This window comes from Aquimarina hainanensis, assembly GCF_042684685.1.
GTDB classification, from domain to species: Bacteria; Bacteroidota; Bacteroidia; order Flavobacteriales; family Flavobacteriaceae; genus Aquimarina; species Aquimarina hainanensis.
Genome location: NZ_JBHULX010000021.1, coordinates 1 through 19,048 on the forward strand (window position 1 = coordinate 1; position 19,048 = coordinate 19,048).

A 19,048-nucleotide genomic window follows, 5' to 3' on the forward strand; every position below is an offset into this window, starting at 1 on the left:
GTATCAATTGTTAATTCCCCGGAAGTGGTATCCGTAGCCGTATTACCAGCTGTATCCGTGGCTGTAGCCGTTACATCATAGGTCCCGTCAGGACTGATCTCATTGCCCGCAGGAATTGTTAAGCTCCAGGTATTGTCGCCATTGTCTACCAGATTCCCGTCTCCTTCGCTATAGGTAACTCCATCTACCGTTACTGTTAAGCTGTCTGAAGAATCCGCTGTACCTGTGATCACCGGAGTTGTATCATTGGTGGTCTGACTAACCACTGTTGGAACTGTAGGCGCGACTGTATCAATTGTTAATTCCCCGGAAGTGGTATCTGAAACAGAAATACTTCCAGAAATTGAAGTAGCCGTCACATCATAGGTGCCGTCAGGACTGATCTCATTACCCGCAGGAATTGTTAAGCTCCAGGTATCATCCCCGTTATCTACTAAATTCCCATCTCCTTCGCTATAGGTAACTCCATCTACTATCACTGTTAAAGTTGTAGACGAATCATGTGTACCCGTGATCACCGGGGTGGTATCATTGGTGGTCTGACTAACCACGGTAGGAGTTACGATATCACGATAATCCACATCGCCTCCTGAATTTACATCTCCATCTGCATCAGGAAAATTATCTGTCTGCGTATTATCAAAACTACCATTGACATCGGCATAACTATCCCCATTATCATAACTATTATCTAACCCATTAACTCCAACGGTACCACTTAAAGTGAGCCCTGCTTCAGTCGTATCTGTTGCTCCATCATTATCCGAATCTAAATCCAGATAATCCGGTTCATCTGTACCATCTGTATTGACAGGAGTTAATCCTTCATTACCGGACCCTTCATATGCATCATCTAACCCATCGTTATCTGTATCATTTCCAGAAGGAGCTATATACCCTGTTGTCGATTGGGCTTCTATATTATCAGGAATACCATCATTTTCTGAGTCTAAATCTAAATGATTAGGTATAAGATCTCCATCTGTATCTAACATACATGCACCCGAAGTCTTTGTTATATTTACATCAATTGCTGTATTAAAGACAAATTCTTCAACTAAGAGAATCTCTAATATATCTCCTTCATTCAAGGACACTGACACAAAATTAATGTGGGGAGCTCCTGAATATACATTTTGTTGTTGTCCTATTTTAGTTCCATTTTTATAAATTAGAATATGATCATCTCCATTTGTCAAATCTATTTGGTACGTTCCTACTTCTTCAGTTCTTATTTCTTTTTTAAATAGAATAGCAAAATCATCTTCTCCATCAGCTAATATTGTTCCTGTATAATCGTCTATATCAACATTTGAATTACTCACAGCAGATCCCCAACCGGAAAAATTAATATTGAATGCTTGGTTTGTTCCTGCAAACTCTGAGTAGGTAAACCTACCTATTTCCGTATAACTAGCAGTTGGAAAAGATGTCGAAGAAGAAACCTCTGTCCAAGCATCAAAAACAGCTGCATCATAAACCGTTGCGAAATACCCTTCGAGACTCAATATAGAAGAAGGTTCACAAGTTCCTAATTCATTTATATCCAATATCCCATCATTATCATCATCCAAATCTACAATATCCGGAACTCCATCTCTATCTGTATCAGTTGGACACACTGAAGAATCAGTATTATCAGTGACTGCCGCTACAACTCCTGTATCATAAGCCGCAGCAATTACAGATCCATCTGCATTTACTTCTCCTTCAGCAACAGTTAACGGATCACCAGTTCCATATTGTCCTCCATCTCCTCCATCGGCATTGTATAGCCCATATGCTTCATTCGCATCTGAACATCCATCATCATCACTATCTAATTCTAAATGATCTGGAATCGTATCTCCATCTGTATCTATATTTGCACATGTATCTGACTTTCCTGATACGGTAAAATTTTCAATAGTAAAGGCACCACGCGAAACAGTTATTTTGTAATCTTCCAATGGAATTGTTCCTGTATAAACCGTTGATCCATTATGAATATATGTCATATTTCCTGCTGCATCAACTTCTAGTCTAAAGGTAGTTCCTACAATAGAAGGCGCGTGCCACCCACTAACCGTAGCTCCATGACGTACATACATTCCATTTGAACCATTGAACTGGAATTTATACCCTTTATCATCCCACGTAGCTCCAGTTATTTCAGTTCCGCTTACTGGAAAGAATCCAATCATTCCATTCGAAGCAGATGTAACCGTTCCTTCCATTACAAGTGGCAAAGTAAATGTTTGATCAGAATACGCTGTTGACCAAGCTGCTCCAGTTACATCCAATGTCGTAGAAACAGGAGATGATACATTTGCAGCTGCCGTTCCATGCCAAGTCATATCGCCTGGATTGGTGGTTTCAATAACATTACAATCCTGCTCGTCCGTATCTAATATTCCATCATTATCATCATCAATGTCAACCACATCGGCAACTCCATCTCCATCGGTATCTGTACATGCATTTTGAGTATCATCTAATGCATATTCATTATATGTTGATGTATAATTTATAGTTCCTGTAGTACCATCTTCGAACTGATCTAACAGACCATTTCCATTAGCATCTGTTCCTGTATTATAGTTTACAATATCATTATTAGCTATGACAGTATTTCCTGCTTCAACACTGTCACTACATCCATCTCCGTCACTATCCAAATCTAAGTGATTATATGCGGTATCCGAATCATTATCAACTGAACAATTTTCTTTTGGATGAAGGCTTGGTTTAAAAGTAGTTGCTACCTTCGGAACAATTTCATAAATACGATTATAATACGTTGCTCCTGAAACTCCTAGCAATCGATATCTACTATATTTTTGCCCTGTTTGTGTTAAGGTATAAGTATATGTATTATTTGTAGTTTCCGTTTCATTTAGCACTCCTGTCACATCAACCCAATTAGTACCATTATAGCCTTGCCATTTAAACGTTGCAGAAGTTCTGAAAATACTATAGTTGAAAACAACATCAATCTCAGAAAGTTCTACTGGAAATGCCATTTCTAACTCATAGACAGTCTCTCCTGTGATATCCGTATTTAATGCTCCGTAAGAAGCTATATCATTTAGTACTCCATCATATAATTCAGAAAACTGATATGCGGCATTCGTACTGTAGTTGGTCAGTGTAGTAGTTACATCAGTTATTGCCACCTCACTAGCTGTATAATAACAACTTGGGGATTCCACTGCGTCTAAAACCCCATCATTATCATCATCTATATCACTTAAATCATTAATTCCATCTTCATCTGTATCAGTACAAGCATTTAAGAAATTACTTAGTCCATATTGAGCATATGTAGACGCATAATTTATGTTCCCTGTTGTTCCATCTTCGAACTGATCAAGCAATCCATTTAAGTTGGCATCAGTACCTGTATTATAGTTTGTTGTATCATTGCTAGCCACTAGGGTATTCCCAGCTTCAACACTATCACTACATCCATCGCCATCGCTATCTAAATCTAAATGATTTGGAATAGTATCATTGTCTGTATCTAAATTCTCACTACAACCAAAGTTTACAAAATCTATTCCAAAAAACTCTCCTCCTGCACCACAATCAGAAACTGCACCAGTGATTGTTTCAACTTCAATTTTGATTTGATCCAAATCTGCTAGAACCGTTGCTAAACTTGCTCCCCATTCTGCTACAGTTAAAGGTACTGAAAAAGATTGCCATCCAGTATTTGCTAATCCTGTTACTGATAGTTCTGTTGTTACCTGAGTTCCTCCGCCTGAAAGCACTAGTGTTAAAGATGTTATACTTTGGCTACCACTTCCATCCATTGTTGCATTGATCCATTCAAAAGAAAAGTTTCCTCCTAATGTAGCAAGTGCATCTCGGTTCATATTATTTGGTGACTGAAAGTCGGTATTATTTGACCCTCTATCAAACTGAATTAAATATCCTCCTCCACTAGGGCTATTTGCTACATTACCTAAAAGACAAGATACGGCTGCATCCGTATTATGGTTTGCTGGATCTGTTCCTACACTATCAACAATCTCCCAACTTTCACTAGTACTATCGAATGAGAATGACACATTTGCTGACAAACACTCTCCTTCATCAACATCCAAAATCCCATCATTATCATCATCTATATCAATTAAATCACCAACACCATCACCATCAGTATCTAAGCAAACACTTAATAAGTTATCAATTGCGTATCCATAAGTTGATGTATAGTTAATATTACCTGTCGTACCATCTTCAAACTGATCTAATAATCCATTATTATTTGCATCAGTTCCTGTATTATAATTTGTAATATCATTATTTGTAACTAAGGTATTTCCTGCTTCAACACTATCACTACATCCATCTCCATCACTATCTAAATCTAAATGATTATACACTGTGTCTGTATCTGCATCTTCACTACAGCTATTTTTAGGGTGTAAGCTAGGTTTGTATGAGGTCCCTACTTTTGGAACAATCTCATAAATACGGTTATAATATGAAGTCCCTGAAACTCCTAATAATCTATACCTAGTATATTTTTGACCTGTTTGTGTTAAGGTATATGTATATGTATTGTTTGTTGTTTCTGTTTCATTTAATACTCCTGTTACATCCGTCCAATTACTACCATCATACCCCTGCCATTTAAATGTTGCTGCCGTTCTGAAAATACTATAATTAAAAACAACATCAATTTCCGACAGCTCTACTGGGAATGCCATTTCTAACTCATAAACGGTTTCTCCTGTTATATCAGTATTCAAAGCACCGTATGATGCTATATCATTCATCACTCCATCATACAGCTCAGAGAATTGGTAAGCAGCATTTGTACTATAATTCGTTAGGGAAGTAGTTACGTTAACGATAGCAACTTCAGACGAATCATAGTAACAACTTGGTGACTCCACTGCATCTAACACTCCATCGTTATCATCATCTAAGTCACTTAAGTCATTAATACCATCGCCATCACTATCCGCACAGACACTTAAGAAATCACTTAATGCATATTGATTATATGTTGACGTATAGTTTATATTTCCTGTAGTTCCATCTTCAAATTGATCTAGCAATCCATTATTATTGGCATCAGTACCTGTATTATAATTAACAATATCATTATTTACGATAGAAGTATTTCCTGCTTCTACACTGTCACTACAACCGTCTCCATCACTATCTAAATCTAATCTATCTGGAATTGTATCACCATCAGTATCAGTTGCACATGTTGGACTATTATAGCTAGAAAACTGAACGTTATCAAGATATAAATCATTATTCCCTATATGCATATGACGCATTACAATTTTTAAATCCACCGCTCCAGACACAGAAGAAATACCACTGAAAGAATATTCCGTCATTGTACTTCCAATATTCCCAGGAGCTGTTCCTAATAATTGATCACCGATGTAAACATCAAATCCATCTTGAGTTTCATATGCTGCACTCGCACTTAATGATCCTAAATCCATGGTAATCGTAATTTCATCTCCAGGACTCACTGTTACTGACTGCGTTAATGAAACCTCCCAATTGGTATCGTTATTAACTATATAACGTCCACTAGAAGCACTTCCTAATGAAGGAGAAATAGTCCAGCCCGTAGCATCATTCGTAGCAAAATCTCCATTTGTGATGGTAGGAATTGCATCACACTCATCAATATCCAACACTCCATCATTATCATCATCAATATCCACTAAATCACCAATTCCATCGCCATCAGTATCAGTACAAGCATTTGCAGTATCTGTAGTTGCAAAATAGTAGGTTGATATATAGTTTATATTTCCAGTCGTTCCATCTTCAAACTGATCTAATAATCCATTATTATTCGCATCAGTTCCTGTATTAAAATTGGTAATATCATTGTTTGCTATTGGTGTATTGCTTGTTTCCACACTATCACTACACCCATCTCCATCACTGTCTAAATCTAAGCTATTGATTAATGCATCTCCATCTGTATTTTCAGAATAACAAACATTCGCAACTAAACTAAATCCTTCATCACGAAGGTCTGCCACTCCAGCTAAAGCCACATGAGAAGTAGTTAAGCTAAACTCAGTTGGTAATAAATTTGTATTAAATATAATTTTCCAAGTTGGAGGTACTGCATTTTCATATTCTGCTGCTTGGAAAATTGCTTGCCCAGAATTAATAATGGTTCCGTCTGCTATATCAAGCTGATTATCTGGATCAACTACTGTAGCAGTTATAGTCGGTGTCCAAGTAAGTGTTATTGTTTGCTCATCATTATCGTTTTCAGCATCTGTATTCCCTAATAGGTTTGGTCCCCATTCAACAGATTCGATCATTCCTCCTGCTTGAGGAGTAATTGTCATCATTGCTTCATAATCACCTAAATTGGTGTCATCAACAACATAATGTAATCCACCTGCTACTGGAACTATATTGGCTGCAACTAAGGCCGCACTCAAATTATTAAATTGAATATTGAAGTCTGCAATTCCTGAACCTTTGGTGAACGTTCCTTCAATTTGCTGGCTTCCTGCTGTTAAAACAGTATTTGTTACTGCTGCTGCACCTGTTCCACATGACAATTCCTGAGTATCTAATATCCCATCATTATCATCATCAATATCGGCTAGGTCATTAACACCATCACCATCCGTATCGGAACAAGCATTGGCCAAATTGGTTGTGGCATAATGATACGTTGACGTGTAATTAATATTTCCTGTAGTTCCATCTTCGAACTGATCTAATAATCCATTGTTGTTTGCATCAGCTCCTGTATTAAAGTTTACTATATCATTATTTGTAGCGAGCGTATTTCCAGCTTCAACACTGTCAGAACAACCATCGCCATCACTATCTAAATCTAAATGATTGTAAACTGTATCACCATCACTATCGGTAGAACAGCTCGATTTTGGATATAACTCCGAAACAAAATTGTTGATATCAAATGTTATCTCTCTAACACCACTATAATAGTTCGTTCCTGCAACTCCATAAATTCTATATTTTTCATAAACCGTATTTGGATTAATTGTATTTACAAAAGTATCCGTTCCATTAGCTACGGTATTATGGGCTTCAGCTACCGATAAATCAACCCATGTACTTCCATTATATCCTTGAAGTTTCACAGTAGAACTCGCATTACTTGTCATATACCAACTTACCATTTCAAAATTAACAGCACTAATAGCAATTGGTGCCGCTGGTGTAATTTCGAAAAGCGTAACGTTAACAATGTTTTGTGTTGGATTGAATGAAGAATAGGTAGCTGAATCATTATCAAAGCTTCTCTCAATTCCTTCATTTGATCTTGTAGTTAACTCTGTAGTTACCTCAGCAGGTATGGCTATTTCCGATTCAGTATAATAACAATCTGGTGATTCTGTAGCATCCAATGCCCCATCGTTATCGTCATCTAAATCAACTAAGTCATTTACTCCATCTCCATCAGTATCAGCACAAAAGTTTAAGAAATCGCTTAGGGCATACTGTGTATATGTTGACGTATAGTTTATATTACCTGTTGTTCCATCTTCAAACTGATCTAATAATCCATTATTATTCGCATCTGTTCCTGTATTATAATTTGTAGTATCATTGTTTGCTATAATTGTATTTCCTCCTTCAACACTATCCGAACAACCATCACCATCACTATCTAAATCTAATCTATCAGGAATAGAATCTCCATCAGTGTCTTTATCTGTAAAAATATCAGTACAATCTCCCGCTGTAATGCCGGTTTGAATATAAGGAGTGGTACCTGTTGGCATTACATTTTCAAGAGCTACACTAATACTCATTCTAAACTCACTTCCTCCACCAGTCCAAGCAATTTGGTTGTATACCCCCGGAAAAATTACTGTAGCGTCACACTCACAACCCGCAATACTATTTCCTACCGTTGCAACTCCTCCCTGTATAATTATAACATCATGAGGGAATGTTGCTCCTGTATTCATTGAACTCATCATCAAACGAGGGTTCAATACTGGCTTATCAAAATCAATAGTATGTGCTCCAACATGATTTGAAGAAATCGAGACATTAGTTGTATTGACAGGAGGACAGAAATCATCCGTTTGGAAAGGTCCATCAAATCCGTGTAAGATACTTGAGGCAACGGTTACGTTTACCAATTCTCCTTTTACTGTAACCACACCATCGATTTCAGTGTAACCATTATTCACATAAGGAGCATCTACCCAACTTACATATTGATATTCTGGGTCAAATTCACAAGAAAAACAAGACCTACCATTCGTAGACTCTTGGTTATCTAAAATTCCATCATTATCATCATCAATATCTATTAAATCTCCAACACCATCTCCATCCGTATCAACACAAACACTTAAAGTATTATCCGTTGCATAGCTATAAGTTGACGTATAATTGATATTCCCTGTGGTTCCATCCTCAAACTGATCTAATAATCCATTACTATTTGCGTCAGCACCTGTATTGTATGTTGACGTATTATTATTTGGAACTAGTGTATTTCCGGCTTCAACGCTATCAGAGCACCCGTCTCCATCACTATCTAAATCTAAATGATTGTATGTAGAATCGGTATCTGTATCGACTGAGCAATTATACTTAGGATATAATGAAGGTTGATATGTACTTGAATCTACCTTAGGAACTATTTCATATATACGGTTGTAATAAGTAGTACCTGAAATTCCTAGCACACGATATTTCGTATATACCTGACCCGTTGGTGTTAATGTATAAGTATATGTATTATTGGTTGTTTCGGTTTCGCTTAGAACTCCAGTTACGTCCACCCATGTACTTCCATTATAACCTTGCCATTTAAAAGTAGCCGATGTTCTGAAAATACTATAATTGAATATCACATCAATTTCAGAAAGCTCGACAGGAAATTCTAAATCTAATTCATATACCGTTTCTCCTGTTATATCAGTATTTAAAGCTCCATAGGCCGCTATATCATTTGTTACCCCGTCATACAACTCAGAAAACTGATATGCCGCATTAGTACTATAATTTGTTAAAGTTGTGGTTGCATTGTTAAAGGCAACCTCATTTTCAGCATAATAACATGAAGATGATTCAACCGCGTCTAAAACACCATCATTATCATCATCTAAATCTGATAAGTCATTAATACCATCACCGTCTGTATCGGCACATACACTTAAGAAATCACTTAATCCATATTGTGCATAAGTCGAGGTATAATTTATGTTTCCTGTAGTTCCATCTTCAAACTGATCTAACAATCCATTTTGATTGGCATCAGTTCCTGTATTATAATTGGTTATATCATTACTGGCTATGGCTGTATTTCCTGCCTCAACACTATCAGAACAACCATCTCCATCACTATCTAAATCTAAATGATCAGGAATGGTATCTCCATCTGTATCAATACTGATACATCCTCCTACAATTGGTACGACCTGATCTCCTTCTAAAATCCGGACTCCATCAACTACAGGATAATTGTAAGCAGCAGACCCTCCTACATGATTATCACTTCCTGAGTGAGCAAAAAATTCTAATCGTTGAGTTTCTCCTGTAGCTGTAAACAATAATCTTTGTTCTTCCCATATCTGATTTCCTTCTCCAAGATAAGGTTGTTCATTACTCGCTTTTGTTTCACTACCAAATAAAATGTCATATCTGGCATTATCATTTAATGCTGTTGTTCCTTCAATTCCGGCATGGGCTTGATAGAAGACAACCGTATATTCCTGACCAATCGTTAGCCCAGAAATATCCGTATAAAACGATTCTCCAGTCCCGGCATCATTAGTCCAACCTCCAACAAACACACCTCCATCAGGTGATGATGGTGTACCATCGGCAATTCCTCCCCAGGTACCTGAACCCGTTGTTGGCATTGGAGATTGCCATGAATCAGAACTTCCTGTTCCATTGTTCCATCCTCCAGCAGTAACATTACTATTATATGCATCTGTACTGGCAACACCCGCTAAATCCTCAAAAGTTCCATCAACACCTAAATCAACACCTGTGTTACAATTTGAACCTTCATCAACATCTAAAACTCCATCATTATCATCATCAATATCAAGTAAATCTCCTACTCCATCGCCATCGGTATCTGCACAGACGTTTAACAAGTTATTGGTAGCATATGAATATGTTGAATTATAATTAATACTTCCTGTTGTACCATCTTCAAACTGATCTAACAGTCCATTATTGTTTGAATCAGTCCCAGTATTGTAGTTGACAATATCATCATTTGGCACTAAGGCATTTCCAACTTCAACACCATCGCCACAGCCATCTCCATCACTATCTAAATCCAAACTATTAATGGTAGCATCACCATCTGTATTTTCTAGGTAACACACATTTGCTACCAATGAGAATCCTTCATCTCTTAAATCTGCCACTCCTGCTAAAGCCACATGAGATGCATTAATTTGAAATGTAATAGGTAATAAATTTGTATCAAAAACGATTTTCCACGTAGGTGGTGCTCCATTTTCGTATTCAGCTCCTTGAAAAATTACCTGTCCTGGACTGATAATAGTACCATCAGCAATGTCCAGTTGATTGTCTGGATCGACAACCCTTGCAGTAACGGCAGGTTCCCAAGAAAGGGTTATCGTTTGCTCATCATTATCATTCTCAGCATCTGTATTTCCTAAAAGGTTTGGTCCCCACTCAACAGTTTCTAATAGACTTCCTGACTGAGGTGTAATGGTCATTGTTGCTTCATAATCTCCTAAATTGGTATCATCAACAATGTAATGCAATCCTCCTGCTACTGGAACAATATTAGCTGCAACCAATGCCGCACTTAAATTTGTAAACTGAATGTCATAATCAGCAATGCTTACTCCATTAACAAAAGTACCTTGTATTTGTTGGCTTCCAGCTGTTAGTACAGTATTTGTAACTGTTGCTGTACCTACACCACAGCTTAATTCCATTGTATCCAATGCCCCATCATTGTCATCATCAATATCTATTAAATCATTTACTCCATCTCCATCTGTATCTGCACATGCGTTTAAAACTGAAGAAGTCGCATAAAAATAAGTAACTGTATAATTAAGTGTTCCGGTAGCTCCATTTTCGAACTGATCTAATAATCCATTGCCATTAGCATCTGTTCCTGTATTGTAATTTGTTGTATCATTATTAGCTACTGATGTATTTCCTGATTCCACTCCATCACTACATCCATCTCCATCACTATCCAAATCTAAATGATTTAATATGGCATCTCCATCACTATCGGAAGTACAGGTTGCTTTTGGGTGTAATCCTCTCACATATCCTGAAGCTACTGTTGATGTAATTTCTCCAATGGTGGTCGAAGCAACTGTTGCTCCTCCATTAACACCTAGTATTCTGTAATATTTATATTCATTTGAATTCGAACTAGTAAACACTTTATCAGAAGTTGTAGCCATATCAACCGCTGCACTGGCATCTACCCATGTATTTCCATCTATTGAACCTTGCAATTTTGCCGTTACTCCAGCTCCCCATGTTGTGTTGTTAACTAAAGTAACATCAGCTAATTGAACTAACGATGGGTATTCGATTTTAAAAAGCTCTTCTCCCGCAATATTTTGCCCTGCATTAAAATTAAAGGTATATGTTGAAGCTCCATCGTGTAATAATTGAATATCACCATCCGATTGATCATCATCAGGACTTATTAAATTGGTAGTAATTTTTTCTATTTGATTTATTTCATCAATTGTATAATAGCAATCCGAAGATTCTATCTCATCCAATACCCCATCATTATCATCATCTAAATCTACTAGGTCTACTATCCCATCACCATCTGTATCAGCACAACCATCAATATTTTCAGTAATCGCATATAAATCATAGGTAGATTCATAGTTAATATCTCCTGAAGTTCCATTTTCATAAATATCCAACAAACCATTGTTATTAGCATCGGTTCCCGTGGGATAGTTAGTAATATCATTTCCTCCCAAGGCTGTATTACCAGCTTCTACACTATCACTACAACCATCTCCATCACTATCCAAATCTAATCTATCGGGTATCGTATCACCATCAGTATCTATATCTGTTGGTGGTATTTGTACAGGACTACATACTGGTAAGTCAATGTCAATAGATTCATTTGCATAAGTAGTTCCATAAATATCATATTGAGTATAATAAAAGGTATAAGGATTGTTTTCATCTGCTTCTACATAAATATCTAAGTACCCCGCATTTGCAGGTGCTGTAGAAGGATTGGTCATTAAATCTCCACTATGATAATCAGAAGTACCATCGAACTCATTCACAAACTCATTTAACTCTGTAAAAGAAGCTACATTAGGATCTCCGTTTGGAAGTGCTGGTAACCACATTCTATGAGCTCCTTGGTGATTTGTCCATCCAGAGGTTCCTGGTATAAAGATTCTAAAAATGGCTTTAATACTTTGTCCTGGCAAAGGCTTTAATTTTATCGAAACTTGTAAAGAATCATAAGCTACCGACTGGGTGGTAGAATATGTTACTTTACTTGAGTTTTGCAATTGTGTCGTACTTGCTTGAACTGTGTTCGAAGGAGTTTGCCCTGGAGGTATATCAAATTCGACATCAGCAACGTACACCCCATCAACATTTAATCTTCCTGCAAATTTATTTCCTGTTAATGAAAAGTCTGAATATGATGAGACTATTGGTGTACATCCAGAAGGACCTGCTATAGATTCATGAATATCTAATATCCCATCATTATCATCATCAATATCCGTTAAATCCCCTACATTATCACCATCAGTGTCCACACAATTTGTTCTTTCACTATTAGTTGCATACCTGTATGTTGAAGTATAATTAATATTTCCTGTAGTTCCATCTTCAAATTCATCTAATAATCCATTTGAATTGGCATCAGTTCCTGTGTTATAATTAACTATGTCATTATCTGAAATTAAAGTATTCCCTGACTCTACGCCATCACTACATCCGTCTCCATCACTATCCAAATCAACATGATTATAACTATTATCTCCATCTGTATCAATGGTACAATTTTCTTTAGGATGTAAACTTTTAACATACCCCGAAGCAACATTTGAGGTTATTTCTCCAATTGTTGCAGAAGCTACTGTGGTAGTTCCTGTTTCTCCTAAAACCCTATAATACTTATACTTATTAGTATCTGTAATGGTAAACACTTTATTTGCAGTAGTTGCCATATCCGTAATGGCGCTGATATCTACCCAATTTATACCATCTAAAGAACCTTGTAATTTCGTTGTCACTCCAGCCCCCCATGTAGTATTACTTACTAAGGTAATGTCCGCTAACTGGACCAATGATGGATATTCTATTCTAAAAAATTCAGAACCTATTATGTTTTGACTTGCATTAAAATTAAAAGTATATGAAGAAACACCATCATGTAAAATTTGAATATCTCCATCTGATTGATCATCATCGGGACTAGTTAATGTTGAGGTTATTTTTACAATCTCTCCGATTTCAGTTTCGGTATAAAAACAATCTGGAGATTCGTCTTTATCTAAAATTCCATCATTATCATCATCTATATCTGTTAAATCATTTACTCCATCACCATCCGTATCAGCACATAAACTTAAATTACTTGAATTGGCATATATTTTATAAGTATCCACATAATTGATGGTACCTGTTGTTCCATCTTCGAACTGATCTAACAACCCATTTCCATTCGCATCTGTTCCTGTATTGTAATTAACAATATCATTATTAGCAACTGTTGTATTTCCTGCTTCAACACCATCACTACACCCATCTGCATCACTGTCTAAGTCCAGGCTATTGATCAACGCATCTCCATCTGTATTCACTTCATTACAAACATTTGCAATAATACTAAACCCTTCATCTCTTAAATCGGCTATACCCGCCAAAGCGACATGAGATGCATTAATTTCAAATCGAGATGGTAGTAAATTTGTATTGAAAACAATTTTCCATGTTGGTGGTGCAGCATTTTCATATTCTGCTCCTTGAAAGATAGCTTGCCCCGAGTTAATTATTGTACCATCGGCAATATCTAATTGATTATCTGGATCAACAACTACTGCTGTAACTGCTGGATTCCAAGTTAGGGTAATAGTTTGCTCATCATTATCATTTTCTGCATCTGTATTTCCTAATAAATTTGGTCCCCATTCAATACTTTGTAATACGCCTCCTGTTTGAGGTGTAATTGCAATTGTCGTTTCATAATCTCCCAAATTGGTATCATCAACTACATAGTGAATTCCACCTTCTACGGGGACAATATTAGCTGCAACGAGTGCTGCACTTAAATTTGTAAACTGAATATCGAAATCAGCGATACCTGATCCATTTGTAAAGGTTCCTTCAATTTGTTGACTTCCTGCTGTTAATACCGAATTGGTAACTTCAGCAGCTCCATTACCGCACCCTAATTCTGTTGTATCCAAAACACCATCATTGTCATCATCAATGTCTGTTAAATCTCCTATGCCATCACCATCAGTATCCGCACAAACATTGGTTACCCCACTTAAGGCATAATAATATGTAGAAGCATAATTTATAGTACCCGTTGTACCATCTTCGAACTGATCTAATAATCCATTGTTATTAGCATCGGTTCCTGTATTAGAATTTACAATATCGTTATTTGTAACAAGCGTATTTCCTGCTTCGACACTGTCGCTACATCCATCCCCATCACTGTCTAAATCAAGATAATCAGGGATACTGTCTCCATCGGTATCTCTATATGAATAATCTACGGCATTACAAATACTTACTCCATCAATTGTAACATCTGCATATGAACTTATTGTTGTTGAAATGGCTGTAAATTGCAAAGTATGCGAGGTAGCTGTTGCGGTAAATGGTCCTATGTACACTGTTTCCCACCCTGTAAATGAAGGATTCGTAGATGGTAACTCCATTAGTGGTGATGAAATTGTTGTTCCTGCAAAAGTTACATCAATATAACCACTGTTTTGAGCCCAATTTCTTATTAATCCTTGATGAAACCCTACGTAATATGTTTCTCCTATTTGAAGCTCGTTTATGGTTTGAGAAATAGACTCAACATAGTCATCACTATTCCCTACCATTCTAACAAAAGTTCCTCCATCTGGTGATGCTTCTAATAAGCCTGCAACTCCGTCAACAGTACTACTAGCATCTCCTAAATCTGTTGTATTTACGGCTGTCCAATCAGCAGGAATCGTTCCGTTTGGCATAGTACTAGCTGTTCCATCCATTGATCCGTTAAGTACTGATACTTCCCCTAAACACGTACTTGTATAATTTCCGTACTCTGTTGTGTCTAAAGCTCCATCATTGTCATCATCTATATCTGTTCTATTTAGAATTCCATCACAATCCAAGTCTCCCCTTGCCTCTACTAATGTAGTTCCTTCTCCATTTTCACCACTATAACAATCATTAGCTGCATTATAAAAAGCAGCATAATATATTCCTTCGTTAACAGCTGTTGGGTCACTAATTTTATTTGCATTGGTCGCTGGTGTACCTGTATGCCATGTTACTATTGTATTTACTAAACCATTACTAGCTGTTATTGAGGTTAAATCAAATGTTCTTACAGGACAAGAGTTTGAAATATCCGTTGCTGAAAGTGCTGGTGAATTTACCCCTGCCGGACAAGTGAAACATTCATTCTTTGATACTGAAACTGCATCAATTAGCAATAATGAAGATGTTCCTCCTGCTGGGGATAATCTAACATATTGATAATTGCTACCAACAGTCGTTGGAATAGTATATGTTAAAACATCATACACTCCATCAGTTTGTGATGTTGGAGTTATTTCATAAGATTCTGAAGTATAGGTAATATTATCTTCGGAAAAAGCAATGGTCATTCCTCGAGCATAACCGCTCCATCTTCTTGCATAAATGGTAATTTCTGAGCCTCCCGAAAAAGTATCTGTATACGTTAAAACTGTAGCGGTAGTATTATATATACTTGTTCTATTAGCTATGACATCTGTAGCTACTGAAGTAATATCAGGAGCTCCTGAAGCTCCATCGATTGACCCCCAACTAGTATTTGCATTAGGAGTTGCCCCTGTTGCATTTTGAGGGTTATTGATTGATCCATATTCACAATCTACATCTATTGTAATTGGTTTTACACAAGAAATTTCTCCTGTTGCATTTTCTACTTGTACATAAATAGTATAATCTCTAGGAATTGTTAATACCGAAGAATTCGCTACTGACAATTCACCCGTAGTGGCACTAATTTGAAATATTCCTGATAACTCAGAAGGTCCTACTATAGCCCAATTTGCAAGCGTAGACCCAGAACTCACTGTGGCATCTACAATTCCATTCCCAGGATCAGAGACTCCAGTTAAAACGTCTCCATTTGTAATACTTCCTATAACTAATGAAAAAGTTTGGTTATCTCCAATCTCTGGTGGTAATACTTGGTTTACATTCACTAAACCTCCTGAAAACCCATCTTGAGGAGTAGTACTTGTAGAACCTGTACCATGGCTTCCTCCAGAAGCATTTAAAGATATCGCTGCTGGTATTGAAGAACCATTTAAAAACAATGCTCCACCACCACCTCCTCCTCCAGAAGAGTGGTTACTTGTTGCATTACCTCCATTACCTCCTTTTAGAGAAACTGGTATGGTTCCAGAAAAAGTAGTTGCATCGGTATAAAAAGTTCCCCCTGCTCCTCCTCCTGCGGATCCATCTCCTGCACTACTCTGATCTCCATTTTCTCCATTAGCAAGAATACTTCCTCCATTCCCATTAATTTCATTGGCAAAAACGAAAATAATTCCTCCCCCGATTCCTCCTATGGAAACTCCGGCATCGTTACTATCTCCTGCTCCTCCTCCACCTCCCATAATTGGGTATCGAACTACTGTAGGTGTCTGACCTCCTAACGAACTTCCACATCCTCCGAATGCGTCTCCTCCGATTCCTCCTGATTGAATAACATTAGAACCAGCGTATTCACCACCTCTTCCTCCTACTCCAAAGTTTCCTCCACCTGCTCCCGCAGCATTAACCCAGTTTCCTGCTCCTCCTCCATTCGCTTGTTTTCCTCGTTTTCTATCTCCTACAGTAAACTTAGCAACCCCTTCTCCTTTTTGTGCTCCCGAGGTTCCTATATATCCAAGAACACTACTATCTGTTAAGTTCACAGCACCTCCTCTAAATCCAGAATTTGACATATTAATGTTGGCATCTAATTGCAAAACATCTGCTTTCAGGGCTATAACTCCTCCTTTTGTCCCATCAAAAGCCACTCCTGTTATTTCTGAAGTTACTGTTGTTAAAGCATTTGTGGAATAATCTGGGACTTTTATAATTTGAATCGTATTATTTACATTGTAAGAGTTAGTGATACTTGCAAAAGAAATATCATTTGAAGTAACACTGGCTATATTTACTAACTCATAACTTCCAACTCCATTATTATCTATTACACTTCCGTAATTCTCGTCATCTGTAGTGTTAATTATAGCTCCTTGCATTTGAATAATCATTACCAAATCACCTGAAGTGTAACCCGTTGCGTCATCCACTGTAAAAGTTGTTCCACTGATACCTGTAACAGAAGCGTAACTATTTACGGTTCCTCCTATATTTTGAAAACTGTATTCGTAATTCGAAACCTGAACAGGGTTTATAGCTTCTCCAATTTCTAATTTCCAATTCCCTCCAGCTCCAGTAATATCTGTAGATGCTGCAACTGAAAGAGATAATTGTTCCTCTAAATACTGAATCGTTTCTTTCCCTACTGTTCCTTTTGCAAAATTGCATCCGTAAATACTCAAGTTCTTTATGGCTGCTCTATCTATTGCTAATGACAGAAACCAGTCGACAATTTCTTCTTTTTTATGCCACTTTCCTTCTAAAAACAATTCTCCCGGTCTGGCATGACTAAAAACCTGGATTTCTTCCGGAGCTTTTGATTCAAAAAACTGCTCCTTACTATATACATCTATTGCTTTTTTTACCGATAAGTGATTTACAATTATTTTAGGTTCTTCTATTCCTTTGTCAATAATTGCCAGCGATGTTTGTGCGGTGCTCCTTATTCCAAACAATAAAGAAAAAGATAATACGATTATTGTTGTTGAAAGATTAAAGATAAAGACAGAGCTAACGTATTTTTTACTCATACAAATGCTGTTAAATGAATATTTATTTAAATAATCAGTATATAAAAATGAGTATATGTGGAATCTTATGTTTTCTCTAAAGAAATACGACATGGGTATGCTTGAGATTGTAAATAACAATCTCAAAATCTCCTTTTCTTACTATATTGCCTTTACAGTTTAGACAGTATTTGATCACACAGTTTCTGTTATCTCCTCATTAATTACATTACTTATCACCGCACTGTTTTATCTAATATGAAATACTTACAACTAAGATTTAATTAACTAAAATTCATATAAAAGCTTTATTATGCGCTTATAAAACTTTACTACTTAAATAGCACTTTTATTCTAAGTGACTATAACTTTTTATATTCTAAATCCAACATTGTTGTATTTACCAATCATAAATCTATGTATAAATAATCAATTCCTATTGATTGAAGAACTCAAAATAAATAAGGCTATACCGTAAAGATTATCAAGAAAATAAGACGAAGAAGAAATTGTTTAAAAAAAATCATCGACAGAAAAAAAGGAAATTAGATCTACAGTTTTTTGATTGATCTAACACCGCTTTCCTTTTCCTGTCGAACACAAACTTTATTTTTCACCACGATCTGCTATACAAAACAAAGCAAATACAATGGATATATTTTTATCAATAAAAAGCGAGGAAGTAAACACAAAGAGAAAACACCTTAAACCTTCCATGGAGGATAAATCTTATCTAATATTTAGTATATATGAAAGCTAGAACAAAAGAATCTCTATATGAACAATGACTTTCTATGCCTAAGGTATTTTCTCTATAAACAAACCATTCGATTTATCCCATAGCTTTTTATTTTATTATTTCTTTTTTTTTAAAGTGGTAGCGATAGTATGTTATATCGCTACCATATTTATTGTAGCTGAACAATGACCACAGTTCCTACAAATGTTAC

Annotated in this window: 1 protein-coding gene; it reads right to left on the bottom strand. The window is 36.6% G+C overall.

What is annotated here, in order from left to right; translation table 11 throughout:
- Window positions 1–18,119 (bottom strand): DUF4347 domain-containing protein (locus tag ACFSTE_RS10960; RefSeq protein ID WP_378298143.1); only part of this gene is annotated, 18,119 nt, incomplete at its 3' end.
- Between the last annotated feature and the right edge of the window lie 929 nt (window positions 18,120–19,048).